This is a genomic window from Xanthomonas cannabis, from assembly GCF_040616535.1.
Lineage (GTDB): Bacteria > Pseudomonadota > Gammaproteobacteria > Xanthomonadales > Xanthomonadaceae > Xanthomonas > Xanthomonas cannabis.
Map to the genome: position 1 here is coordinate 3,290,999 of NZ_CP136580.1, position 22,406 is coordinate 3,313,404.

Below are 22,406 nucleotides of genomic sequence, written 5' to 3' on the forward strand. Positions count from 1 at the left end.
ACGCACGTCGCCTCAGCTGCGGGAACAGACCTGCGCGCCGGCCTGAGCTGCACGTGCCAGGCACGCAACGCGCTGGAAGGAAGCCAGCCGCGTCGGCACACTAGCGCTCCCGTCCTTTCTGGAATGCCACGTGCCGGTTTCGTCGCTGCAGCAGATCCTCGATGCCATCCACGTCGCGGCAGCCGCGCATGCGCGCTCCGATGTCCGTCTGCTTGCGGTGTCCAAGACCAAACCCGCCGAAGCGGTGGCCGCACTGGCTGCCCAGGGGCAGCGCGCCTTCGGCGAAAACTACGTGCAGGAAGCGCAGGCCAAGATTGCTGCCCTGCGCGAGCTGGGCCTGGAATGGCATCTCATCGGCCACCTGCAATCCAACAAGGCCGATGTCGCCAGCCAGTGTTTCGACTGGGTGCAGACGGTGGATCGCCCCAAGCTGATTCCGCTGCTGGCGCGCCACCGGCCGGACGACCGCGCGCCGTTGAAGGTGCTGATCCAGGTCAATATCGACGATGAGAACAGCAAATATGGCTGCGCCCCCGAGGCGATCGACGCCCTGGCCGAGGCCATTGCGCTGCAACCGCGTCTGCAGCTACGCGGGCTGATGGCAATCCCGGCGCCGTTCCCGGAGCAGGCGCGGCGCGCCGACGCGTTTGCGCGCATGCAGTCCCTGTTCGCACAGCTGCGGCAGGCGCACCGGCAGGTGGACACCTTGTCGATGGGCATGAGCGCCGACTTCGCCGAAGCGATCGCGGCCGGTGCCACCATGGTGCGCGTGGGCACGGCGCTGTTCGGTACGCGGGCGCCGCTGACCGACACCGCCGCCTGATCTGCGCAACGCCACACCTATTCTTATGACCGGAGTGACCACGATGCCCCTGCCCGTTTCGCCTGCGCCATCGTCCGCCCACGCCGCGCCCATCGCGTTCATCGGCGGCGGCAACATGGCACGCAGCCTGATCGCCGGACTGATCCGGCAAGGCACACCGGCAGCCGACATCCGCGTCGCCGAGCCGGTCGCCGACCTGCGTGCCGCGCTGTCGCGCGATTTCGGCGTGGCGGTGGTCGCCGACGCAGAGGCTGCGGCCGACGGCGCAGCCACCTGGGTGCTCGCGGTCAAGCCACAGGTCATGCCGGCCGTGTGTGCGCAACTGGCCGACCTCGCGCAGGCACAGCAGCCGCTGTTGCTGTCGATCGCCGCCGGCATCACCGCCACGCAGCTGCAGCGCTGGTCCGGTGGCGATGTGGCGGTGGTGCGCGCAATGCCCAACACGCCCGCACTGCTTGGCGCCGGCGTCACCGGTCTGTACGCCACCGCGCGCGTGTCCGATGCGCAGCGTGCGCACGCGACCGGCCTGCTGGAAAGCGCCGGCGTCACCGTGTGGATCGACGACGAAGCACAGATGGATGCAGTGACGGCGGTTTCTGGCAGTGGGCCGGCCTACGTGTTTCTGCTGGCCGAAGCCATGGAGGCCGCAGCGCAGGCGCAGGGCCTGCCGGCCGATACCGCACGCACGCTGGTGCTGCAAACCCTGCTCGGCGCATCGCGTATGCTCACCGAATCGGGCGAAGCACCGGAGCTGCTCCGCCGCCGCGTGACCTCGCCCAACGGCACCACGCAAGCGGCCATCGAGACCTTCCAGGCAGGCGGTTTCGAAGCGTTGACTGCCAAAGCGATCGCGGCGGCGACCGAGCGCGGCCGCAGCTTGTCGGCTGCCAACGACTAGCCGCACAACAGGGCCGCGGCGGCATCGACCGCTGCGATGCCGCCGCGCGATCCACCGGTGACGCCAACGGCAGCGACTCGCCGGCCGCCACCAAGACAGCGTTGCGCCAGGCGCATCCAGCATCGACACGGCATCGGTGCCGGTTGCGGGCCTTCAACGCACATGCCGTGCAGCTTCCTTGCAATCGATGCCAATCGACATTGCGCAGCACGCACGCAAGGCCACTTCGCCATCGCTTGTTGCAGCGCATGCCACCCAATGCCGACCGAAGCGCAATCGATGCGTGCTCCCCATGCGCGCAAACACGCACACCTGCCTGCGCAAATCACCTGTTGCCCTGCATCAGATGCCGCACCCACGCGTGCGCCGTGCGTGTCGAGCACTGCGTTTCTGTCGGCGTTTTGCGCCGCCGGTGAACGAATCCCCGTCGAAAGACGCTTTTTTCGTGTTGTTTCATGGTTTGCCTATTGGCGGCGCGCAGCAGTTGCCCTACATTTCGCGTTGCCGACTGGGTCGGCAGACCCAACACCACCAACGAATACGGAACGTATACCTCATGGCAAAAACCGCCGCTAAGAAGGCTGCCCCCAAGAAGGCAGTGAAAAAGGTCGCCGCCACCAAGACTGCGAAGCCGGCCAAGGCCGCTACGTCGGCCGCGCCGAAGCCGATCAAGGAAGCCCTGAGCAAGACCGGCTTGGTCGCCCACATCGCCGAATCCACCCAGCTGGCTCCGAAGGACGTGCGCGCCGTGCTGGCGTCGCTGGAAGCCGCTGCGCATTCCTCGTTGAACAAGAAGGGCGTCGGCAGCTTCACCCTGCCGGGCATGCTCAAGATCACCTCGGTCAACGTGCCGGCCAAGCCGAAGCGCAAGGGCATCAACCCCTTCACCAAGGAAGAGCAGATCTTTGCTGCCAAGGCCGCAACCCGTAAGGTCAAGGTTCGCCCCCTGAAGAAGCTGAAAGACGCCGCGCTCTGATCCAGCGCGCATCCGGTGTCATCGGGACGGCCTTCGGGCCGTCTTTTTTTTGCGCACGTCATGACGTCAATGCAGTGCCGCACCCACCACACACCTCGCTCATCGCCGCTCCCCTACCCTGGCCGGCGTCCCTGCAAGCAGCATCTTTCGTGACCTCAGCCACTCCAAGCTCCAGCCCCGCACGCCGGCTTCGCCGCTTCTTGCTGTGGATCGCCGTGCTGTGTGTCCTGGCAGTCGCCGCACGTTGGGCGTGGCAATTGCCGATCGCAACACAACTGCGCACTACCTGGGAATTGTCGCGGATGCCACCGCCGGAGCGCCTGGCCATCCCGGTCAAGGACGTGCGTGCGCGACAGATTGCTGACACCTTTGGTGCACCGCGTGGCCGCGACCGTACGCATGCGGGCGTGGATATCTTCGCGCCACGCGGTACACCGGTGGTGGCGGCAACGCGCGGCGTGGTCAGCGCCATCCGCGACCAGGGCCTGGGCGGCAAGCAGGTCTGGCTGCTCGGCCCGGCGATGGAGCGGCACTATTACGCGCATCTGGACGATTGGGCGGCAGGCCTGGCGGTGGGCGATGTGGTCGAGCCTGGCACACAGCTGGGCATGGTCGGCACCACCGGCAATGCGCGCGGCACGCCGCCGCATCTGCACTTTGGTGTCTATGGACGCAACGGTGCGTACGATCCACTGCCGCTGCTGCGTCAAACCCCATCGCCGCCTGCCGACTGAGCGCGCTGGAACACTGCGTCATGGCCCGCACTCTCGAGCGCGCGGCGGCCTGCCCCTATGGTGGCGTCAGTCCAGGAGTGACGCGACCACCATGTCCCGAAAACGCTACCGCATTACGGTCACGCCCATCGAAAACGACGGACGCCCGTGTGACGACCGCTGCACCATCGAGTTCGAACAGCGCTCGCGGGCGGACTGGATGCGCCTGCTCGAAGAACTGCACCTGCGCCGCGACCTGAGCAGCGACGAATGCGCCGCGTTGACGGTGGGCTCGCAGCTGCTGGAGGACCTGGCCGCCCGCCCGCGCACCCAACCCAGCGACGCGCTCGACGCGTTGCGACCAAAGCTGCAGCTCCTGCTCGAACGCCTGCAACGCGTACAGCCAGGCGTCTGAGCACCAGCGCGGTGCACTGCGCCGCTACACTGCGCGCATCGGGGATGGGGACGCGCCATGCGCTGGATTGCAATCGTCATGTCAGTGGCCGCACTTGCCGGCTGCAGTTGTCAGCGCACCGCAGAGCAGGAAACCGCGGCCGCTCCACCATCCTCGCACCAGGCCGATGCCATGGAGCAGGCAGCCATCCACGCCGCGCCGGGCACTCCAGCGCTCGCGCCCGCCGAAGATCCCGACGATGCGCAGGCACGCGCCGCGTTCGCCGAAGCAAGCGCCACCGTGCAGCGTTACCTGGGCGCGCTGCCAGGTGCGGCACGCGCGGATGCCGATGCGCTGTGGACGGGCGGGCACCCGGCGCCGGTGCCCGACGATGCGGTCCTGCGCGGTATGAGCGACATCCAGTCGATGCGCATCATGAACGACCCGCCGCTGCCGCTGGATCAGCAGCATCCGCCACGACAGATCGAGGTACCCGTGCGCATCACCGTCCGCACCCGGTCCGGCACGCAACAATTGGTCGGCGCGTACCGCTTGCAACCACGTGCCGGCAGCGACCGCTGGGAAATCTACTCGGCCACGCTACAGCCGGTGCTGCGCTAACCCGTGGTTCACCGGCGCTGACTAAGGTTGTGTCACCTGTTGCCGGAGTCACTCGATGAAACTGCGTTCGCTTACCGGATCCGTGCTCGCCCTTGCCTTGGCACTTCCCGCCACCGGTGCCTGGGCGGCGCCGCAGATCCAGGGCCGTCAGATCAGCGTGCAGGCCAGCGACTTGCAGCAGTATCTCGGCGGCCGCTTTCCGCAGACGCACGACACGCTCGGCGGCCTGGTTGAAATGACGGTCAGCAATCCCGCGCTGTCACTGCCGCCGGGCGACCGGCTCAAGATGGCGTTCGATCTGGCGGTTGCCACTGCCGGCGGGGCGCCATCGCCGGTGGGCAACGTGACCCTGACCAGCGCGCTGCGCTACGACGTCGCCAAGCAGGGCTTCTATCTCGACCAGCCCAGCATCGACGATTTCCGTCCGGCCCATGCCGGCGCAAAACTCGACCACAGCACCCGCCAGCTGCTCAACACCTGGCTGGCGGACTACGCGCGCAAGGAACCGATTTACCGCATCGACCCGTCGATTGCGGCGGTGATGGGCGCCGTCCAGGTGGAATCGGTCGGCATCCAGAACGGGCGGGTCGCCGTCAACTTCAATCAGAACATCGAGCAGCTGGTGCCGGCGGCGGCACTGTCGGGCAAATAAGCCGCACGCTGCGCCGTGCAGTGCCGATCGACCCGCCCTGCGCAACGCAGGCGTCCACACAAAGGCCCGACGCATCAGCGCCGGGCCTTTATATGCGTGCTGCCACCGGCAACGCGCTCGCCCTTATGCGGATAGCGCCTTGGCGACGGCGGCACTGAACGCCGGAATGTCGTCCGGCTTGCGGCTGGTGATCAACTTCCCATCCACCACCACTTCGGCGTCCTGCCAGCGCGCGCCGGCATTGGTCAGGTCTGTCTTGACCGACGGCCAGGAGGTGACGTTGCGGTCGCGTACCAGATCGCTCTCCAGCAACAGCCATGGACCATGGCAGATCGCGGCCACTGGCTTGTGCGCCGTGGCGAAGGCGCGAATGAAGGCAATGGCCTGCGCGTCGGTGCGCAGCGTATCGGGATTGAGCACGCCGCCGGGCAGCACCAGGGCGTCATAGCTGTTCGGCGTTGCCTGAGCGAGCGACCGGTCGACGGCGACCGAATCGCCCCAATCGGTATGGTTCCAGGCACGAATCGTGGCGCTGTCGCCTGGCGCGATCACATCGACCTTGGCGCCCCAGGATTCCAGCAGGCGCTTGGGCTCCGTCAGCTCGGATTGTTCAAAACCATCGGTCGCCAGTACGGCCACGGTTTTGCCAGAGAGCGAATACGACATGTGTGGGCTCCTCTTCAAAGAAGCCCGCACCCTAGGCAGCGCGCCGTTGCGCACCTGTGAACCGATGTATGCGGCGCGTCAGCGCGCGGCGTTCGCCTACGGTCAGCGCTTGGGCTGCAGCATCGTGCCGGTGCAGTTCTTGGAGCCGCAGCGGCATTCCCAGATCTTCTTCAGACGCGGGGTGTGGCGCTCGCTCAAGGTGATGCCGTAGTTGTAGGTGAGTTCCTCGCCGGCCTTGATGGCGCGCTTGGCCTCGATGAAGATCTTGTCCTTGCGACGGTCGTCGCCTTCGGCTTCCTCGATCACCGCTTCGCAATTGGGATTGCAGCTGTGGTTGATCCAGCGTGCGACGTTGCCTTCGTAGTTGGCGTCCAGCACGTAATCGTCGCTGAGCGTGAACAGGAAGGTGTGGCCACTTTCCACATCACCGGTATCGTCTGCATCCACTTCGGCATGCGTGCGCAGGCGTCCCTTGTATTGAATGATGCGCTCGCCCTTGCGGAGCGGGGCGAGGGCGAACATGCCATTGCCGTGGATACGTGACTTGCGGGCGGCAACTTTGCGCGACATGTAAGGGTCCGGTGAGGGGGCCGCTCATTGTGACCGCAGCGCGCCCATGCGCCAAGCACAAGCGCACCCACTGCCGCAACGCTGGGTGCTTGCCGGGGGCTGAACCGGGCAGTTGGCCCTGCCCGCGCCAAAAGAGTACAATTTCGGTCCGCTTTAAGGTGCTTCGTCTTTCATGTTGCGCGTCACCAAACTCACCGATTACGCCACTGTCGTGCTGACCGTGCTTGCCGCCCGGTGTGGCGAGGTCCTCAGCGCCAGCGAGCTGGCCGAACAGGCGGGCCTGGAAGCGCCGACCGTGAGCAAGATTCTCAAGCCGTTGTCGCAGGCCGGTCTGGTCGAAGGCCTGCGAGGCGTGCATGGCGGTTACCGACTGGCGCGCGCGGCCAGCCAGATCACCCTGGTGGAAATCGTCGAGGCCATGGAAGGTCCGTTGGCGATTACCGAATGCAGCCAGGACCATAGCCAGTGCGGCATCGCGCAGACCTGCGGGGTGCGCTCCAACTGGCGCCTGATCAACGACGTGGTCGGCGACGCCTTGCGTCGGGTCACGCTCGCGCAGATGTTGCAGCCCCTTTCTCTCCCTGGCGACAGCCGTCGGCGTTCCATCGCCGCTCGCGTCGCGACCACCTGACCTGTAGGCAGCCCGATGGCCACCGAACTAGCTCCCCCGCAGAATGCACAGATCCTCGAACGGCTGGGTCGACGTTACGACGCCGGCTTCATCACCGCGATCGAGTCCGATTCGCTCCCGCCCGGCCTGGACGAAGACACCATCATTGCGCTGTCGGCCAAGAAGGACGAGCCGCAATGGATGACCGACTGGCGGCTGGAGGCGTACCGCCACTGGCTGAAGATGCCGATGCCGGAGTGGGCGAAGTTGAACATCGCGCCGATCGATTTCCAGGCATTGAGCTATTACTCCGCGCCCAAGGGCCCGAAGTACGCGTCGCTGGACGAGGTGCCCAAGGAACTGCTCGACACCTATGACAAGCTCGGGGTACCGCTGCACGAGCGTGCCAAGCTGGCCGGCGTTGCAGTGGACGCAGTGTTCGATTCGGTCTCGGTCGGCACCACGTTCCGCAAGGAGCTGGCCGAAAAGGGCGTGATTTTCTGCTCGATGTCCGAGGCCATCAAGGAACATCCGGAGATCGTCCGGCAGTATCTGGGCAGCGTGGTGCCGGTGGGCGACAACTACTTCGCCGCGCTGAACTCGGCCGTGTTTTCCGATGGCAGCTTCGTGTTCATTCCCAAGGGTGTGCGTTGCCCGATGGAGCTGAGCACCTATTTCCGCATCAATGCTGGCCACACCGGCCAGTTCGAGCGCACCTTGATCGTATGCGAGGACAAGGCCTACGTGTCGTACCTGGAAGGCTGCACCGCGCCGATGCGCGATGAAAACCAGCTGCATGCGGCCGTGGTGGAGCTGGTGACGCTGGAAGATGCCGAGATCAAGTATTCGACGGTGCAGAACTGGTATCCGGGTGACGAGAACGGTGTTGGCGGCATCTACAACTTCGTGACCAAGCGTGCCGAATGCCGTGGTGCGCGCAGCAAGGTGACCTGGACCCAGGTCGAAACCGGCTCGGCGATCACCTGGAAGTACCCGTCGTGCGTGCTGCTTGGCGACGATTCGGTGGGCGAGTTCCATTCGGTCGCGCTGACGCACCACCGTCAGCAGGCCGATACCGGCACCAAGATGATCCACATCGGCAAGCGCACCAAGAGCAAGATTGTCAGCAAGGGCATCAGCGCCGGGCGCGGGCAAAACACCTATCGCGGCCTGGTCAAGGTGGACCGCAACGCCGATGGCGCACGCAACTACACCCAGTGCGATTCGCTATTGATCGGCAAGCAATGCGGCGCGCACACCTTCCCCTATATCGAGGTGAAGAACCCGGGCGCCACGGTCGAGCACGAGGCCACCACGTCCAAGATCAGCGACGACCAGCTGTTCTATTGCCGCGCGCGCGGCATCAGCCAGGAAGACGCGGTGTCGTTGATCGTCGACGGCTTCTGCAAGCAGGTGTTCCGCGAGCTGCCGATGGAGTTCGCGGTGGAAGCCAAGAAGCTGCTGGAAGTCTCCCTGGAAGGCAGCGTCGGCTGACACTTATTCCCTTCTCCCTCCGGGAGAAGGTGGCGCAAAGCGCCGGATGAGGGGCGCCAAGAAGATCCTCGAAAGATTGACCATGACAAACGCGTCGCTACGCGCCAGCCAGGGTGAATTGTCGAAGAGCTTCGGACGCTCACTTCAATGGCGCGTGGCGACGCGTTCATTAGTCGCTGAGGCTTTCGAGTTGCTTGCGGCGCCCCCTCACCCCAACCCTTTCCCGACGGGAGAGGGGCTCAATTACTGGATTACGACTATGCTCAACATTCAAAACCTCCACGCCAGCATCGCCGGCAAAGACATCCTCAAGGGCCTGTCGCTGGACATCCAGCCGGGCCAGGTGCACGCCATCATGGGACCCAACGGCGCGGGCAAATCCACGCTGGGCAACGTGCTGGCCGGGCGCGACGGCTATGAGGTCAGCGCCGGCAGCGTGCAGTTCGAAGGCAAGGACCTGCTCGAGCTGCCGCCGGAAGAACGCGCTGCCGCCGGCCTGTTTCTGGCCTTCCAGTACCCGGTGGAAATCCCCGGCGTCAATAACACCTACTTCCTGCGCGCCGCACTCAATGCGCAGCGCAAGGCACGTGGCGAGGACGAGCTGGATTCGATGCAGTTCCTCAAGCTGGTGCGCCAGAAGCTCGCCGTACTGCATCTGAAGGACGAGCTGCTGCATCGCGGCGTCAACGAAGGATTCTCCGGCGGCGAAAAGAAGCGCAACGAGATCTTCCAGCTGGCGGTGCTCGAACCCAAGCTCGCCATCCTGGACGAGACCGACTCCGGCCTGGACATCGATGCGCTCAAGAGCGTGGCCGACGGCGTCAATGCATTGCGCTCGCCGGAGCGCTCGTTCCTGGTGATCACCCACTACCAGCGCCTGCTCGACTACATCAAGCCGGACGTGGTGCATGTGCTGGCCGAAGGCCGCATCGTGCAGAGCGGCGGCCCGGAGCTGGCGCTGGAGCTGGAAAAACACGGTTATCACTTTCTCAAGGACCGTGTCGTGCCCGAGGTTGCCGCCTGATGAGCGCCCTGCTCGACTCCCTGGCACGCGGCTTCTGCGGCGACGATGCGCGCCGCGCCGAGCTGGATGCCGCACTGCAGGCCGGCCTGCCCGGCCCGCGCGCCGAAGCATGGAAGTACACCTCGCTGCGGCAGCTGGAACGGCGCAGTTTTCATCCGGCGCCATTGGTACCGACCTTGGTCGATGCCGCCGTGCTGGACGACATTCCGACGCCACGGCTGGTATTCGTCAATGGACGGCCATCGGCGGCGCTCAGTGATGTGGCGAGCCTGCCGGACGGTGTACAGCTGGACACCCTGTCCGCCTCGATCGCTGCAGGCGATGACGCGCAGCATCTGCTCGGCCGTCGTTTCGAGGGCAGCGACGAGATCTTCGCCCGCCTCAATGCGGCGCTCGCCGACGAAGGCGTGCTGGTGCGTGTGCGCGACGGCGCGCAGATCGCACTGCCGCTGCACCTTGTCTTTGTCAGCGTGGCCGGCGATCACGATCTGTCCTGGCATCACCGCCATCTGATCGAACTGCGGGCCGGCGCGGCACTGAGCGTGGTCGAGCACCATCTGCACGTCGGCGACGCGGCGCACCTGGACAACAGCGTGATGCATGTGCACCTGGGTCAGGACGCGGCGCTGTCGCATGCCCGCGTGCAAGCCGACAGCGCGCAAGCGACCTCGCTGCTGCGCACCGATGCTGTGCTCGCACGCGATGCACGCTACCAGCGCGTGGATCTGGAACTGGGCGCCGGCCTGTCGCGGCACGAGCTCAACGTGCGCCTGGAAGGCAACAATGCACGGCTCACTGCCAATGGCGTGTTGCTGGGCAACGGCCGCCGCCATGTCGACACGCGCCTGGGCATCGACCATATCGCCCGCGATACCGCCTGCGAGCTGGTGTGGCGGGGCGTCGGCGCCGACCGCAGCCGCCTGGTGTTTCATGGCGGCATCCATATCCGGCCCGGCGCCGACGGCACCGACGCGCGTCTGTCCAACAAGAACCTGTTGCTGTCTGCCAACGCCGAGATCGACACCCAGCCGGTACTGGTGATCGATGCCGATGAAGTGCAGGCTGCGCATGGCGCCACGGTCGGCCAGCTCGACGAAAACGCCTTGTTCTATTTGCGCTCCCGCGGCCTGCCGCAGGCCGAGGCACAGCGCCTGCTCAGCGCCGCGTTTTGCCACGAGCCGCTACGGGTGCTGCCCACGGCGTTGAGCGCCGTACTGGCCTTGCAGCTGGACCGCGCCCTGAATTCGGCGGGTGTGGCATGAACGCGCCTGCCGTCGCTGCGGGTAGCGCCCCGGAGTGGGAGCGCGTCCGTTCCGACTTCCCGCTGCTGATGCGTCAGGTGCACGGCAAGCCGCTGATCTACTTCGATAACGCCAACACCGGGCAGAAGCCGCTGCAGGTCATCGCGGCCACCGATGAGTTCTATCGCCGTCAGAACGCCAACGTCAGCCGCGCGGTGCATGCGCTGGGCAGTGAAGCCACTGACGCGTTCGAGGGCGCCCGCAGCAAGCTGGCGCGCTTTCTCAACGTGCGCGCCGACGAGCTGGTGCTGTGCAGCGGCACGACCTTCGCGATCAATCTGGTCGCTTATTCCTGGGCCTTGCCGCGACTGGGCGCCGGCGATGTGATCCTGATCTCGCGCATGGAACACCATGCCAACATCGTGCCGTGGCAGCTGGTGGCCCAGCGCACCGGCGCGACCATCCGTGTGGCCGAAATCACCCCCGATGGCGCGCTGGATCTGGACGCCTTGCGCAAGGCGATGACGCCCGAGGTCAAGTTGCTGGCGATCACCCATGTGTCCAATGTGCTGGGCACGGTCAATCCGGTGCGCGAGATCTGCCGCGAGGCACGCAAGCGCGGCATTGTCAGCGTGGTGGACGGCTCACAGGCGGCGCCGCATCGGCGTATCGATGTGGCCGGCATCGGCTGCGATTTCTATGCCATCACCGGCCACAAGATGTGCGGCCCCACCGGTACCGGCGCGTTGTGGGCACGCCGCGAACATCTGCAGGCCATGCCGCCATTTCTGGGCGGCGGCGAGATGATCAAGGAAGTGAGCTTCGAGAACACCGTTTTCAACGATGCCCCGCACAAGTTCGAAGCCGGCACGCCCAACATCGCCGGTTTCATCGGCCTGGGCGCGGCCGTGGATTATCTGGAGTCGATCGGTCTCGACCACGTGGAAGCGCGCGAAGCCGAACTGCTGGCGCACTTCACCGAAGAGCTGCAACGGATCGACGGCCTGCGTATCTTCGGCACCACGCCGGACAAGGCGGCCGTGGTGTCGTTCCTGATCGACGGCGCACATTCGCACGACCTGGCCACCTTGCTCGACCTGGAAGGCGTCGCAGTCCGCTCCGGCCAGCACTGCGCGCATCCGCTGCTGCAGTACTACGGCGTTGCGGCAACCTGCCGGGCCTCGCTGGCGTTCTACAACACGCACGACGAGATCGAGCGCTTTGTTGCGGCATTGAAAAAGGTGCGGACGTTGCTTGGGTGAGTTGATTGTGGGGATTGGGGTTGGGATTCGTGGAAACCGTGTTCCCTGAGATCCGCATTGCAGTTCCTTCTCCCGGCGGGAGAAGGTGCCCCGAAGGGGCGGATGAGGGTACGTGCAAAGCCTGGCGTTGTTCGACTGCACGAGCGCTTCGCTCCGTACCCTCACCCCAACCCCTCTCCTGGGGAGGAGAGGGGCTCGCTTCTGCTTCCTCCGGCTTTGCCTGGACTGGTTGCGTATGGCCCAGCAGATCCTGCGTGCATTGCGGGGCTGCCATACATGTCTACATGCAACCGACCAAGCACCAGCGAATCCCGAATCCCGAATCACCCATTCCTGATTCCCGCTAAACTGCCTGCATGCAGACCACCACTTTCCGCACCGCCACCGTTGATGACATCGACGCCCTTGTCCAGTTGGTGACCTCGGCCTATCGCGGCGACAGCAGCCGCGTGGGCTGGACCACGGAGGCCGACATTCTCGATGGCGCGCGTATCGATCCTGCAGTGCTGCGGCAGGACATCCTGCGTGAACGCAGCCTGGTGTTGCTGGTCGAGCAGGATGGCAGGCTGGTGGCGTGTGCCCACATCGCCGACGATGAGGGCGCCGGGTATTTCGGCATGTTCGCGGTCGACCCGACACTGCAGGGGAGCGGCCTCGGCAAGACATTGCTGGCCGAGGGCGAGCGCATCGCCGCCACCGAATGGCAGCTGCCGGTCATGCGCATGACCGTGATCGATGTGCGCAACGAACTCATTGCCTTTTATGAGCGCCGCGGGTATCGCCGCACCGGCATCCTCAAGCCGTTTCCGTATGGCGACGAACGCTTCGGCGTGCCGCTGCGTCAGGATCTGCGCTTCGAAGTGCTGGAAAAACCGCTGGACGGCGCATCCCCATGAGCGAGACCTGGACCTTTGTCTGCGCCAGCGCAGCCTTGCTGCCCGGCGAACTGCAAACCGTGTGGGATGAAGTGACCGACGCGCCCATCGTGGTGTTCAACCTCGACGGCGAGCTGTACGCGCTGGAAGACCGCTGCAGCCATGAAGACTACGAACTGTCGCCCGGCAGCTTCGACCCGGTGGCCGGTACCATCGAGTGCCAGCTGCATAGTGCGCGCTTTGATATCCGCGATGGCCGCCCACTGTGTGCACCAGCGTACACCGCCGTGCCCAAGTTTCCGGTCAAGCGCGAGCACGACGGCATCTGGACCCGCGACGACCGCTGAGGCGACCATCGCCCAGCCCGCAACCCCACGCTAGCGCCCGCCATCGGGGGCGGCGTGCGCCGTCGATCGGCGAAGATTGCAAAGAAGAATGATTTGCATTTAAGATCGCAGCCCTTCAGGTCTTCTTAACATCTGACCTGCCTGCGATCCCATGCGCCCTGCCCTGCCCGACACCTCTGATCCGCCTGTTGCCGGCCTGCGCCTTTCAGCGCCGCGCCGCCGAGCGCGTGGTGGCAGCCGGCGGGTCGCGGTGGGCTAGCGGCGGCGTTCGACCCTTCCCGCATCCGCCGAGCCATCGCCAGGCCGGAGCATCGCTTTCCTTTTCGAGACATCTCATGACTCCCAGGATTTCCCCGCTCACCTCGGCCGTGCTGTTGACGCTGTCCGCCCCCGCCCTTGCCCAACCTGGCGACGCGCCGGCCCCTCCGGGTGCGGTGGATCTGGATGCCATCCGGGTGCAGCAGGAACGTGCGCAGAAGCCGTCCTCGCCCAAGTACACCGAAGCCCTGCGCGATACGCCGCAGACCATCACCGTGGTCACCAAGCAGACCATGGACCAGCAGAATCTGCTGTCCTTGCGCGATGTGCTGAGCACCCTGCCCGGCATCACCTTCGGTGCGGGCGAAGGCGGCGGCGGCTATGGCGACAGCATCAACCTGCGCGGCTTCACGGCAAGCAGCGACATCACCACCGACGGCGTGCGCGACAGCGCGCAATACAGCCGCAGCGATACCTTCAACCTGGAAGCGGTGGAGCTGATCAACGGCGCCAATTCGGCCATGTCCGGTGCCGGCTCGGTCGGCGGCAACATCAATCTGGTGACCAAGACGGCCGGCCAGGGCGACTTCACCAACGTGCTGATCGGTGGCGGCAGCGACCGCTACGGCCGCCTCACCGTCGACAGCAACCACGACTTCGACAACGGCACCGCCGTGCGACTGAACGCGATGGGCCACACCCAGGACGTGCCGGGACGCGATGAAGAATTCCGTCATCGCTGGGGCTTTGCGCCGTCGGTGGCCTTCGGCCTGGGCTCGGACACCCGCTTCACCCTGAGCTACCTGCACCAGCACGACAACAACCTGCCGCAGTACGGCGTGCCGTTTGCGCTCAGCCCGTTCAACGACGGCCCGCTGCCGGGCGTGGACCGCGAAACCTACTACGGTTATCGCAATACCTCGCGTCAGGAGATCGACGTGGACATGCTCACCGGCGTGCTGGACATGGATTTTGGCGACACCCTCAAACTGCGCAGCCTGGCGCGTCTGCAGCGGGTGGACCAGAGCCTCAATGCCACCGCACTGCAGGGAACCTGGTGCCTGCCCGATGGCACCGACCCGTACACCGGTCGTGCCTGCGTCGGCCAGCCACCCGCCACCTGGAACCCGAACAGCGGCCCGCGTGGCCTGGTGCGCGAGACCGAGAATTTCATTGCGCACAGCCAGACCGATCTGACCGCCACGCTGCGTACCGGCGCCATCGAGCATCGCATCGTCGCCGGCGTGGCCTTCAGCAAGGAAGACTTCGAGCTGGACAGCGGTACGACCTTCCGCAATGCCGACGGCTCCACCACGGGCATCACCTACCCGCTGCAGAGCTTCGACAATCCGTACAACATCTGGACCGGCCCGCAGAACTATTTCCGCACCGCTCACAGCAAGGGCAGCCTGACCAACCAGGCGATCTACCTGTTCGATACGTTGCAGTTCAACGAGCAGTGGATGCTCAATGTCGGCGGGCGCTACGAGCACAACGAAGGCGATAGCACCACCTACACCGTCAACGCCGCCGGTGGCATCACCGGCGTTGCCGCAGGTTTCCCGGCCGGCAACGAAGAAGACCTGTTCTCCTACCGCGCCGGCCTGGTGTTCAAGCCGGCCGATAACGCCAGCCTGTATCTGTCCTACGCCAACAGCAAGACGCCCTCCAAGGCGTCGGTCAACGGCTCGTGCACGCCGATCGCCAGCGCCACCGCCGGTGCCAACTGCAATGTCGCCCCGGAAACGGCGGTCAACATCGAACTCGGCGGTAAATGGGACGTACTCGATGAGCGCCTGGCGCTGACCGCGGCGGTGTTCCGCAACGAACGTGAGAACTACAAGGTCAACAGCGGCGACCCGCTGATTCCCGAGCAGGTGCTGGACGGCAAGGCACGCGTGGACGGCATCGCGCTGGGTGCGGCCGGCTACCTGACCGACCGCTGGTCGATCTTCGCCAATTACACCTTCCTGGACAGCGAAGTGCTGCAGAGCGTGTCCAATCGCACCGCCAGCCTCACCGGCGATCCGGTCGCCGGACGCGAACTGGTGCAGACCCCGCGCAATGCCGGCAACATCTGGACCACCTATTCGCTCAACCAGTGGACCTTTGGTTATGGCGTCACCTATCAGGGCGGCTTCTATCCGAACAATGCGTCGGGCGCGGCCTACATCAAGACAGACGATTACTGGGTGCACCGGGCGATGGTCGGCCTGCGCGTCAACGACTGGCTCAGCCTGCAGTTGAACGTCAACAACCTGTTCGACAAGGAGTACTACACCAGCGTGCGCAACAACCTGACCGTCAATGCCGCAGGCACCGTCACCGCCGGAAACGGCTGGGCATTGCCGGGCGACGGCCGCTCGGCAGTATTGAACGCCACCTTTAGTTTCTGACCCCCGGCACGCCGCCCGGCTGGCACGGGCGGCGTGGAGAACACCGCATGTTGCTGCCCATTCCCGATGTGTTGACGCCCGCGCAGCTGCACACGTTGCGCGCGCGACTGGACGCGGCCGATTGGGCAGACGGCCGCATCACCGCCGGCCATCAATCGGCGCAGGCCAAGGACAATGCGCAGCTGCCCGAAGACAGCGCGGTGGCGCGCGACGCCAGTGCGCTGGTGCTGGACGCACTGGCGCGCAGCAGTACGTTCTTTTCGGCGGCATTGCCGCGGCGGATCTATCCGCCGTTGTTCAACCGCTACAGCGGCGGGCAGTCGTTCGGCTATCACGTCGACAACGCGGTGCGGTACGACCGCAGTCGCGGTGGCGCCGAACCGGTACGTACCGATGTGTCGGGCACGCTGTTTCTCAGCGACCCGGATAGTTACGACGGTGGCGAGCTGGTGATCGAAGACACCTACGGCACCCAGTCGGTCAAGTTGCCGGCCGGGCACCTGGTGATCTACCCCGGCACCAGCCTGCACAAGGTGATGCCCGTGACGCGTGGTACGCGGGTGGCGTCGTTCTTCTGGACCCAGAGCATGCTGCGCGACGATGCGCAGCGCCGCCTGTTGTTCGAACTGGATGTCTCGATCAGGCGCCTCACACAAGACACGCCCGGCCATCCGTCGCTGGTCCAGCTCACCGGCGTCTATCACAACCTGCTGCGGCAATGGGCCGATGTCTGAGCCTGCGCTGGACCCTGCGCAGTGGATCGGCCTGCTGCGCACGCAGCCGGACCAAGCCATTGCGTTACTGCGCAGGGCCGCGGCCGGTCACGATCCGAACGCGCAACTGCTGCTCGCCCAGATCTATGCCGAAGGGCGCGGCATCGCCGCAGACCCGGCCCTGGCAATGCTGTGGTACGAAGTGGCCGCCAATGGCGGGCATCCGGAGGCGATGAATCAACTGGGCCGCTGCCATGAGCTGGGGTTTGGCACTGCCGCCAACGAGATGCTGGCGGCCTTGTGGTACCGCCGCGCCGCCGAGCACGACCTGGTGTGGGGCATGTACAACCTGGCGCATCTGTACGCCTCCGGGCGGGGTGTGGCGCAGGACCACGCGCAGGCCCTGGCGCTGTATCGCCGCGCGGCCGAGCGTGGCCACGCCAAGTCGATGAACTTTCTGGCGCGTTATCTCGACCAGGGTCTGGCCTGCAGCCCCGATCCGCTGGCCGCGCGCCACTGGTATCGCCGCTCCGCCGAAGCCGGCGATTTCCGTGGCCAGGCGAGCTATGCCACCTTGCTGGCAGACAGTGGCGAACTGGATCTGGCCGAACAGTGGATGCGTCGCGCCATCGCCGGGGGACACGCCGGCTTCCTGCGCCAGCTCACGCCGGTGCTGGCCAATGCACCGCAGCCGCGCCTGCGCGCACTGCTGGGCCAGGTGGCCCTGCGGCAGGCGCACCTGCAGCCGTCCGCTCCTGCGGACGTGGCATAGACCCGCATGTCCACTTCGAACGACGCCGTCGCCAACGCCCAGCAACGCCGCGGGTTCTGGCTGCGCATGCTGCATCAGTGGCACTGGATCAGTTCGGCGTTGTGCCTGATCGGCATGCTGCTGTTTACGCTCACCGGGCTGACCCTGAATCACGCTGCACGCATCGAAGCCAGCCCATCGACCGAGCAACGCGCACTGGCCCTGCCGCCTGCGCTGCTGACCACCCTGGGCGACAGGCAAGAGGGCGACGCACCACTGCCGCCACGCGTGGCGCATTGGCTGGAGCGCGAACTGGACATCGGCATCGGCGCGCGCAGCGGCGAGTGGTCCGCGGACGAGGTGTATGTGGCCCTGCCCCGCCCAGGCGGCGATGCCTGGTTGAGCCTGGACCGCCACACCGGCGCGATCGAATACGAATCCACCACGCGTGGCGCGATCGCCTACCTCAACGACCTGCACAAGGGCCGCAACGCGGGGCCGGCCTGGGGTTGGTTCATCGACGTGTTCGCCATCGCCTGCCTGGTGTTCTGCATCACCGGCCTGTTCCTGCTGCACCTGCATGCCCGTCAGCGCAGCATGACCTGGCCGCTGGTCGGCCTCGGTTTGCTGGTGCCGCTACTGCTTGCCTTGCTGTTGATCCACTGACCCTCGTTACCGGAGACGATCATGCGCGCCACCCTGACCATCGCCCTGAGCGGCCTGCTCGCCATGCCGGCGTATGCGGCCACGCTCGACATCAACGTCGAAATCCCCAAGCTCAATGTCGCCGAATATCACCGCCCTTACGTGGCGATCTGGCTGGAAGGCGCCGATCAGAAAGTCGCGGCCAACCTGGCGGTCTGGTACCAGTCCAAGGACACCGCCGAAGGCCACGGCACCAAGTGGCTGCCGGACCTGCGCCAGTGGTGGCGCAAAAGCGGCCGCACCCTGACCGTGCCGGTGGATGGCGTGACCGGCCCGACCCGCCCGGCCGGCGCGCACGCGCTGTCGTTCTCCGACACCAAGGGCGCGCTGAAGGCGCTGCCGGCCGGTCAATACACGCTGGTGGTGGAGGCCGCGCGCGAAGTGGGCGGGCGTGAGTTGGTCAAGGTGCCTTTCACCTGGCCGGCCACGTCTGCGCAATCCGCCAAGGCCAGCGGCAGCAGCGAGCTGGGCACGGTCAGCCTGACTGCCAAACCGTGACGCGCGAGCGCACCGCGGCCAGGCATGCAGCGGCGCGCAGGACGCACGCGGTTTCCTCGCAGCAAACACGCTCTACTTCGCCGGGCCTATTGCCCCCGCAGCGCCGCAGCGTGCTGCTCAACCACGCGCCCCCTCGACCTTATCGTCTTCAAGGAGTTGTCATGACACGTTCGCTCGCCCTGATCGCCATGCTTGCCGCACTTCCTGTCAGCGCGCTGGCCCACAAGGCCTGGCTGCTGCCGTCGCAGACCGTGCTGGCCGGGGAAGCCCCGTGGATCACCGTCGATGCGGCGGTCTCCAACGACCTGTTCTACTTCAATCACGTGCCGCTGCGCCTGGACAACCTGAGCATCACTGCGCCGGACGGCAGCACGCTCAAGCCGGAAAATCCGGCAACCGGCAAATACCGCAGCGTGTTCGACCTGCAACTCACCCAGCCGGGCACCTACAAGCTCGGCATCGTCAACGCCGGCCTGTTCGCCAGCTGGAAGGAAGGCGGCAAGCCCAAGCGCTGGCGTGGCAACGAAGCCAGCTTCGCCACCGAAGTGCCGAAAAATGCGCAGGAGCTGCAGGTCTCGCAATCGCTCAACCGCGTAGAGACCTTCGTCACCCGCGGCGCACCCACCACCACCGTATTCAAGCCCACCGGCAAGGGCATCGAGCTGCTACCGGTCACCCACCCCAATGACCTGGTGGCCGGCGAAGCGGCGCAGTTCACCCTGCAGCTGGATGGCAAGCCGGCAGCCGGCCTCGAGATCGAAATCGTGCGTGGCGGCACCCGCTATCGCGATGCGCAACATGAAATCAAGCTCAAGACCGACGCCAAGGGCAACTTCAGCGTGACCTGGCCGGAAGCGGGCATGTACTGGCTGGAGACCACCAGCGAAGACACCAGGACCTCGCTGCCGCAGGCCAAGCAGCGTCGCCTGGGCTATGTGGCAACGCTGGAAGTGCTGCCGCAATAAGAGCGGCTGACGCCATTGCTGCGCGCCCATCCGGCAGACGCGGTTGGTGCTCGGCATCTGTCTGTCCTCGTGCACTTTCGGCTCCTGTGCAGCGTCGATGCCCAACTGGCGACTGCTTGCCATCTGTCTTGGCCGCAGTGACGGCAGCGCGCGCAACGGTTCTGGTGACATACCAGGACCGTGCACGAGGGAGCCTTTCGCCCCCCGCTACCGTCCGCGTCGCAACGGTCCACGCGGGGATGCTGGGATGCTGCGCACAGCAGAGGGCATTGATCGCCGAACCGCCAACATACGGATGCAATCGGCTGCGCCGCACCTCACCATGGCGTTCCTGCCGCAGCGCCCGCCCACCAGTCCACGTATGAACTCACCGACTCCCGCAGACGCAACGCTTGCCACCCTGGGCGGCCGCAGCATGGGCACCACCTGGAGCGTGAAGCTGGTGGCGCCACGCACGCGCGACCTGCATCCCCTGCATGCAGGCATCCAGACTGCGCTCGACCGGGTGGTGGCGCAGATGAGCACCTGGGAAGCGGGCTCGGACATCAGCCGCTACAACCGCGCTTCTGCGGGAGGCTGGCATCCCTTGCCCGAGGATTTCCAGCGCGTGCTGCACGCCGCACTGCAGATCGCGCAGGCCAGCGGTGGCGCGTTCGACCCGACCATCGGGCCGCTGGTCGAACTGTGGGGCTTTGGCCCTTCCGGCGGCCGGCGACGCGTGCCCTCCCCCGAGCAGATCGCATTGGCCAGCCTGCGTTGCGGGTGGCAGCGACTGGAGCTGGATGGCCAGCGGCTGCTACAGCCAGGTGCCGTGTCGCTGGACCTGTCCGGCATCGCAAAGGGATTCGGCGTGGACTGTGTGCACCACGCGCTGATCAAGGCCGATATCGCCAGCGCCCTGATCGAGGTCGGCGGCGAGTTGTTCGGCTATGGACGCAAGCCCGATGGCAGCGCCTGGCGCGTGCTGGTCGAATCCGCGCCCGATGAAGAGGCTGGCGCTGCACTGCCGCCCCGCGTAGTCGCCCTGGACGGACTGGCCGTGGCCACTTCCGGCGATCGCTGGCACCGTTTCGACGCCGAGGGAACGCGCTACACGCACACGCTGGACCCGCGCACGGGTTCCCCGATCGCGCATGCGCCCGCTGCCGTGACCGTGCTCGCGCACGATGCGATGCATGCCGATGCCTGGGCCACTGCGATGACCGTCCTCGGCGCCGATGCCGGCCTGGCCTACGCACGCAACGCCAACCTGGCCGTGCGCTTTCTGACCCGACAAGACGGCGCCCTGAGCGAAGCGATGAGCCCCGCGTTCGAGCAGCACCTGGCGGCGTCATGAGCGGCGCACCTGCCCGCATCTGGTTTGGCAATGGCGCGCTGCTGCTCGCCCTGGCCGCACTGGGTGCATGGTTTGCCAGCCTGCATGCTGGCACATGGTGGAGCGCGCCCACTCCGCATCGCTGGCAGTGGGCCGGCCTTGGCGTGGCGAGCTACGCAGGATTGTGCACCGCCATCTTCCTCCGCCGCCGCAGGCGGACCGGTGCGCCGCACGGACGCGGCAACAGCCTGCTGATCGCGTGGGCAAGCCAGACCGGGTTCGCACGCGAGCTTGCCGAACGCAGCGCAGCGGCATTCCAGTTGGCAGGCATTGGCGCCCACGCGTTGCCGCTGGAGGCGGTCAGTGCAGAGCAACTGACGCGCGTACCGCGGTTGTTGTGCATCGTCAGCACCACCGGCGAGGGCAATGCGCCGGATCACGCACAGGTAGCGGAGCGCGACTGGCTCAGCGACGACGGGCAGGATCTGGCAGCCGTACAGTACGCGGTGCTGGCACTGGGCGATCGGCGATACGCGCAGTTCTGCGCGTTCGGTCGTCGTCTCGATCATCGCCTGCAGGCGCGTGGCGGCGTCCGTCTGTTCGAGCGCATCGAGGTCGACAATGCCGACCCGCTTGCGCTGAAACGGTGGCAGCACCATCTGACAGCACTCACACCCGCGCTCGATGCGCAGCCGAACTGGAGCCTGCCGACCTATGCCGCCTGGCAGCTGCGCGACCGTTGCCACGTCAATTCCGGCAGTGCCGGCGCCCCGGTCCATCGGCTTCGGCTCACGCCCTGCGAGGGACCGCTGCCGCACTGGCAGGCTGGCGACATCGCCGAGATCGCCCCGCAAAATCCGCCGGAGCAGGTGGAGGCCTGGCTGCAGCGGCACCGATGCGATGGCGCGCGGATGATCGACGGCCGCCCGCTGCGCGACTGGCTCGGCGGCGCGCGTTTGCCAAAAGATGCCGATGCCGATGCCGCGATATTCAATGCAGACCTCGACGTGTTGGTGCACAACCTGGTTGCGTTGCCGCATCGCGAGTATTCGCTGGCATCGATCCCCGAGGAAGGACACGCCGAACTGCTGATCCGCGAACACCGGCAGGCCGATGGACGCCCAGGCGTCGGCAGCGGCTGGCTTTGCCTGCATGCGCCGATCGGTGCGCACATCGCGTTGCGTGTGCGCAGCAATCCGGGCTTTCATCCACCGGCACCGGAGCACCCCGTGCTGCTGATCGGCAATGGCACCGGCATCGCCGGGTTGCGCGCGCACCTGGTCGCACGCATTGCAGCGGGCGCGCGCGACAACTGGTTGATCTTTGGCGAACGCAATGCCGCATACGACGCGCTCTACGCCGAAGAATTGCAGCAGTGGTGCCGTGAGGGCTGGATCGCCCGCCTCGATCTGGTGTACTCGCGCGACCAGGACGCCGCGCTGCGCTACGTACAACACGTACTCACCGCCGCTGCCGACACCTTGCGCCACTGGGTCGACCGCGGCGCCTGCCTCTATCTCTGCGGCAGCCTGCGCGGCATGGCACCCGAGGTGGATCGCGCACTCGACACCGTTTTAGGAACCGAACTCAGACAGGCGCTGCTGGACAGCGGCCGCTACCGCCGCGACGTGTACTGAAC

At 66.1% G+C, this 22,406-nt stretch carries 24 protein-coding genes; 22 read left to right on the plus strand and 2 right to left on the minus strand.

The features are described from left to right. The first annotated feature begins 130 nt into the window (after positions 1-130). The 7 genes from RZV17_RS14015 (at position 131) to RZV17_RS14045 (ending at position 5,077) form a co-directional block, all read left to right on the plus strand. A complete protein-coding gene (locus RZV17_RS14015) occupies positions 131-823 on the plus strand; it encodes a YggS family pyridoxal phosphate-dependent enzyme (RefSeq protein ID WP_166745300.1) in 693 nt (230 codons plus the stop codon). A gap of 43 nt (positions 824-866) precedes the next feature. Next, positions 867-1,721 carry a pyrroline-5-carboxylate reductase gene (gene proC, locus RZV17_RS14020; protein ID WP_104579947.1) on the plus strand — a complete coding sequence of 285 codons (855 nt, stop codon included), beginning with the start codon at positions 867-869 and terminating at the stop codon, positions 1,719-1,721. A gap of 556 nt (positions 1,722-2,277) precedes the next feature. Continuing rightward, positions 2,278-2,697: an HU family DNA-binding protein gene (locus tag RZV17_RS14025; protein ID WP_039404742.1), complete on the plus strand. Its 420-nt coding sequence runs from the start codon at positions 2,278-2,280 to the stop codon at positions 2,695-2,697. Between the two features lie 149 nt (positions 2,698-2,846). Then, positions 2,847-3,431, plus strand: a complete 585-nt coding sequence (locus RZV17_RS14030; RefSeq protein WP_355604323.1) for a M23 family metallopeptidase — start codon at positions 2,847-2,849, stop codon at positions 3,429-3,431. 91 nt (positions 3,432-3,522) lie between these two features. Then, the gene (locus RZV17_RS14035; protein ID WP_047693789.1) at positions 3,523-3,825 is read left to right on the plus strand and encodes a DUF3861 family protein; all 303 of its coding nucleotides are present in this window, start codon (positions 3,523-3,525) and stop codon (positions 3,823-3,825) included. A 171-nt stretch (positions 3,826-3,996) separates the two neighbouring features. Then, entirely contained in the window at positions 3,997-4,425 is a 429-nt protein-coding gene (locus RZV17_RS14040; protein ID WP_355609392.1) for a hypothetical protein, read from the plus strand. 55 nt (positions 4,426-4,480) lie between these two features. Next, on the plus strand, positions 4,481-5,077 hold the full coding sequence (locus tag RZV17_RS14045; protein ID WP_166745298.1) for a DUF1439 domain-containing protein: 597 nt from the start codon (positions 4,481-4,483) through the stop codon (positions 5,075-5,077). Between the two features lie 123 nt (positions 5,078-5,200). On the opposite strand, the gene RZV17_RS14050 is transcribed toward RZV17_RS14045, so the two are convergent. Both RZV17_RS14050 and RZV17_RS14055 read right to left on the minus strand, forming a co-directional pair. Next, on the minus strand, positions 5,201-5,743 hold the full coding sequence (locus RZV17_RS14050) for a type 1 glutamine amidotransferase domain-containing protein (RefSeq protein WP_355604327.1): 543 nt from the start codon (positions 5,741-5,743) through the stop codon (positions 5,201-5,203). Between the two features lie 102 nt (positions 5,744-5,845). Next, positions 5,846-6,313, minus strand: coding sequence for an SET domain-containing protein (locus RZV17_RS14055; protein ID WP_039404726.1), 468 nt, complete (start codon positions 6,311-6,313; stop codon positions 5,846-5,848). Between the two features lie 172 nt (positions 6,314-6,485). On the opposite strand from RZV17_RS14055, the gene RZV17_RS14060 reads away from it, so the two are divergent. The 15 genes from RZV17_RS14060 (at position 6,486) to RZV17_RS14130 (ending at position 22,404) form a co-directional block, all read left to right on the plus strand. Then, entirely contained in the window at positions 6,486-6,944 is a 459-nt protein-coding gene (locus RZV17_RS14060; protein WP_039404723.1) for an SUF system Fe-S cluster assembly regulator, read from the plus strand. A 15-nt stretch (positions 6,945-6,959) separates the two neighbouring features. Then, positions 6,960-8,417: a Fe-S cluster assembly protein SufB gene (gene sufB / locus RZV17_RS14065; protein WP_047693797.1), complete on the plus strand. Its 1,458-nt coding sequence runs from the start codon at positions 6,960-6,962 to the stop codon at positions 8,415-8,417. Positions 8,418-8,676: 259 nt separating this feature from the next. Next, a complete protein-coding gene (sufC, locus tag RZV17_RS14070) occupies positions 8,677-9,441 on the plus strand; it encodes a Fe-S cluster assembly ATPase SufC (protein ID WP_355604330.1) in 765 nt (254 codons plus the stop codon). After that, positions 9,441-10,703, plus strand: coding sequence for a Fe-S cluster assembly protein SufD (sufD, locus tag RZV17_RS14075; protein ID WP_355604333.1), 1,263 nt, complete (start codon positions 9,441-9,443; stop codon positions 10,701-10,703). Before sufC ends, sufD begins: the two co-directional genes overlap by 1 nt. Further along, a complete protein-coding gene (locus RZV17_RS14080; RefSeq protein WP_047693803.1) occupies positions 10,700-11,944 on the plus strand; it encodes a cysteine desulfurase in 1,245 nt (414 codons plus the stop codon). The genes sufD and RZV17_RS14080 overlap by 4 nt, the downstream gene beginning before the upstream one ends. Positions 11,945-12,300: 356 nt before the next feature. Continuing rightward, complete coding sequence (locus RZV17_RS14085) at positions 12,301-12,840, plus strand: GNAT family N-acetyltransferase (RefSeq protein WP_047693804.1); 540 nt, start codon at positions 12,301-12,303, stop codon at positions 12,838-12,840. Further along, entirely contained in the window at positions 12,837-13,166 is a 330-nt protein-coding gene (locus RZV17_RS14090; RefSeq protein ID WP_039404706.1) for a non-heme iron oxygenase ferredoxin subunit, read from the plus strand. The genes RZV17_RS14085 and RZV17_RS14090 overlap by 4 nt, the downstream gene beginning before the upstream one ends. Before the next feature lie 335 nt (positions 13,167-13,501). Then, positions 13,502-15,820, plus strand: a complete 2,319-nt coding sequence (locus RZV17_RS14095) for a TonB-dependent siderophore receptor (protein WP_184438948.1) — start codon at positions 13,502-13,504, stop codon at positions 15,818-15,820. A 47-nt stretch (positions 15,821-15,867) separates the two neighbouring features. Next, positions 15,868-16,554: a Fe2+-dependent dioxygenase gene (locus RZV17_RS14100; RefSeq protein WP_179454313.1), complete on the plus strand. Its 687-nt coding sequence runs from the start codon at positions 15,868-15,870 to the stop codon at positions 16,552-16,554. Next, positions 16,547-17,305 (plus strand): tetratricopeptide repeat protein, encoded by a 759-nt coding sequence (locus RZV17_RS14105; RefSeq protein WP_355604338.1) that lies wholly within the window; start codon positions 16,547-16,549, stop codon positions 17,303-17,305. Before RZV17_RS14100 ends, RZV17_RS14105 begins: the two co-directional genes overlap by 8 nt. A gap of 6 nt (positions 17,306-17,311) precedes the next feature. Further along, positions 17,312-17,950, plus strand: coding sequence for a PepSY-associated TM helix domain-containing protein (locus tag RZV17_RS14110; protein WP_104579799.1), 639 nt, complete (start codon positions 17,312-17,314; stop codon positions 17,948-17,950). A 21-nt stretch (positions 17,951-17,971) separates the two neighbouring features. Beyond that, entirely contained in the window at positions 17,972-18,487 is a 516-nt protein-coding gene (locus RZV17_RS14115) for a DUF2271 domain-containing protein (RefSeq protein WP_228314146.1), read from the plus strand. Between the two features lie 161 nt (positions 18,488-18,648). Beyond that, positions 18,649-19,452, plus strand: a complete 804-nt coding sequence (locus RZV17_RS14120; RefSeq protein WP_355604341.1) for a DUF4198 domain-containing protein — start codon at positions 18,649-18,651, stop codon at positions 19,450-19,452. A 361-nt stretch (positions 19,453-19,813) separates the two neighbouring features. After that, positions 19,814-20,788, plus strand: coding sequence for an FAD:protein FMN transferase (locus RZV17_RS14125; protein WP_355604344.1), 975 nt, complete (start codon positions 19,814-19,816; stop codon positions 20,786-20,788). Next, positions 20,785-22,404 carry a flavodoxin domain-containing protein gene (locus tag RZV17_RS14130; protein ID WP_355604347.1) on the plus strand — a complete coding sequence of 540 codons (1,620 nt, stop codon included), beginning with the start codon at positions 20,785-20,787 and terminating at the stop codon, positions 22,402-22,404. Before RZV17_RS14125 ends, RZV17_RS14130 begins: the two co-directional genes overlap by 4 nt. Positions 22,405-22,406 lie beyond the last annotated feature (2 nt).

Coding starts and splice junctions, on each gene's coding strand:
- proC (WP_104579947.1), top strand. CDS start 867: ATGCCCCTGCCCGTTTCGCCTGCGCCATCGTCCGCCCACGCCGCGCCC.
- RZV17_RS14025 (WP_039404742.1), top strand. CDS start 2,278: ATGGCAAAAACCGCCGCTAAGAAGGCTGCCCCCAAGAAGGCAGTGAAA.
- RZV17_RS14035 (WP_047693789.1), top strand. CDS start 3,523: ATGTCCCGAAAACGCTACCGCATTACGGTCACGCCCATCGAAAACGAC.
- RZV17_RS14040 (WP_355609392.1), top strand. CDS start 3,997: ATGGAGCAGGCAGCCATCCACGCCGCGCCGGGCACTCCAGCGCTCGCG.
- RZV17_RS14045 (WP_166745298.1), top strand. CDS start 4,481: ATGAAACTGCGTTCGCTTACCGGATCCGTGCTCGCCCTTGCCTTGGCA.
- RZV17_RS14050 (WP_355604327.1), bottom strand. CDS start 5,743: ATGTCGTATTCGCTCTCTGGCAAAACCGTGGCCGTACTGGCGACCGAT.
- RZV17_RS14055 (WP_039404726.1), bottom strand. CDS start 6,313: ATGTCGCGCAAAGTTGCCGCCCGCAAGTCACGTATCCACGGCAATGGC.
- RZV17_RS14060 (WP_039404723.1), top strand. CDS start 6,486: ATGTTGCGCGTCACCAAACTCACCGATTACGCCACTGTCGTGCTGACC.
- sufB (WP_047693797.1), top strand. CDS start 6,960: ATGGCCACCGAACTAGCTCCCCCGCAGAATGCACAGATCCTCGAACGG.
- sufC (WP_355604330.1), top strand. CDS start 8,677: ATGCTCAACATTCAAAACCTCCACGCCAGCATCGCCGGCAAAGACATC.
- sufD (WP_355604333.1), top strand. CDS start 9,441: ATGAGCGCCCTGCTCGACTCCCTGGCACGCGGCTTCTGCGGCGACGAT.
- RZV17_RS14080 (WP_047693803.1), top strand. CDS start 10,700: ATGAACGCGCCTGCCGTCGCTGCGGGTAGCGCCCCGGAGTGGGAGCGC.
- RZV17_RS14085 (WP_047693804.1), top strand. CDS start 12,301: ATGCAGACCACCACTTTCCGCACCGCCACCGTTGATGACATCGACGCC.
- RZV17_RS14090 (WP_039404706.1), top strand. CDS start 12,837: ATGAGCGAGACCTGGACCTTTGTCTGCGCCAGCGCAGCCTTGCTGCCC.
- RZV17_RS14095 (WP_184438948.1), top strand. CDS start 13,502: ATGACTCCCAGGATTTCCCCGCTCACCTCGGCCGTGCTGTTGACGCTG.
- RZV17_RS14100 (WP_179454313.1), top strand. CDS start 15,868: ATGTTGCTGCCCATTCCCGATGTGTTGACGCCCGCGCAGCTGCACACG.
- RZV17_RS14105 (WP_355604338.1), top strand. CDS start 16,547: ATGTCTGAGCCTGCGCTGGACCCTGCGCAGTGGATCGGCCTGCTGCGC.
- RZV17_RS14110 (WP_104579799.1), top strand. CDS start 17,312: ATGTCCACTTCGAACGACGCCGTCGCCAACGCCCAGCAACGCCGCGGG.
- RZV17_RS14115 (WP_228314146.1), top strand. CDS start 17,972: ATGCGCGCCACCCTGACCATCGCCCTGAGCGGCCTGCTCGCCATGCCG.
- RZV17_RS14120 (WP_355604341.1), top strand. CDS start 18,649: ATGACACGTTCGCTCGCCCTGATCGCCATGCTTGCCGCACTTCCTGTC.
- RZV17_RS14125 (WP_355604344.1), top strand. CDS start 19,814: ATGAACTCACCGACTCCCGCAGACGCAACGCTTGCCACCCTGGGCGGC.
- RZV17_RS14130 (WP_355604347.1), top strand. CDS start 20,785: ATGAGCGGCGCACCTGCCCGCATCTGGTTTGGCAATGGCGCGCTGCTG.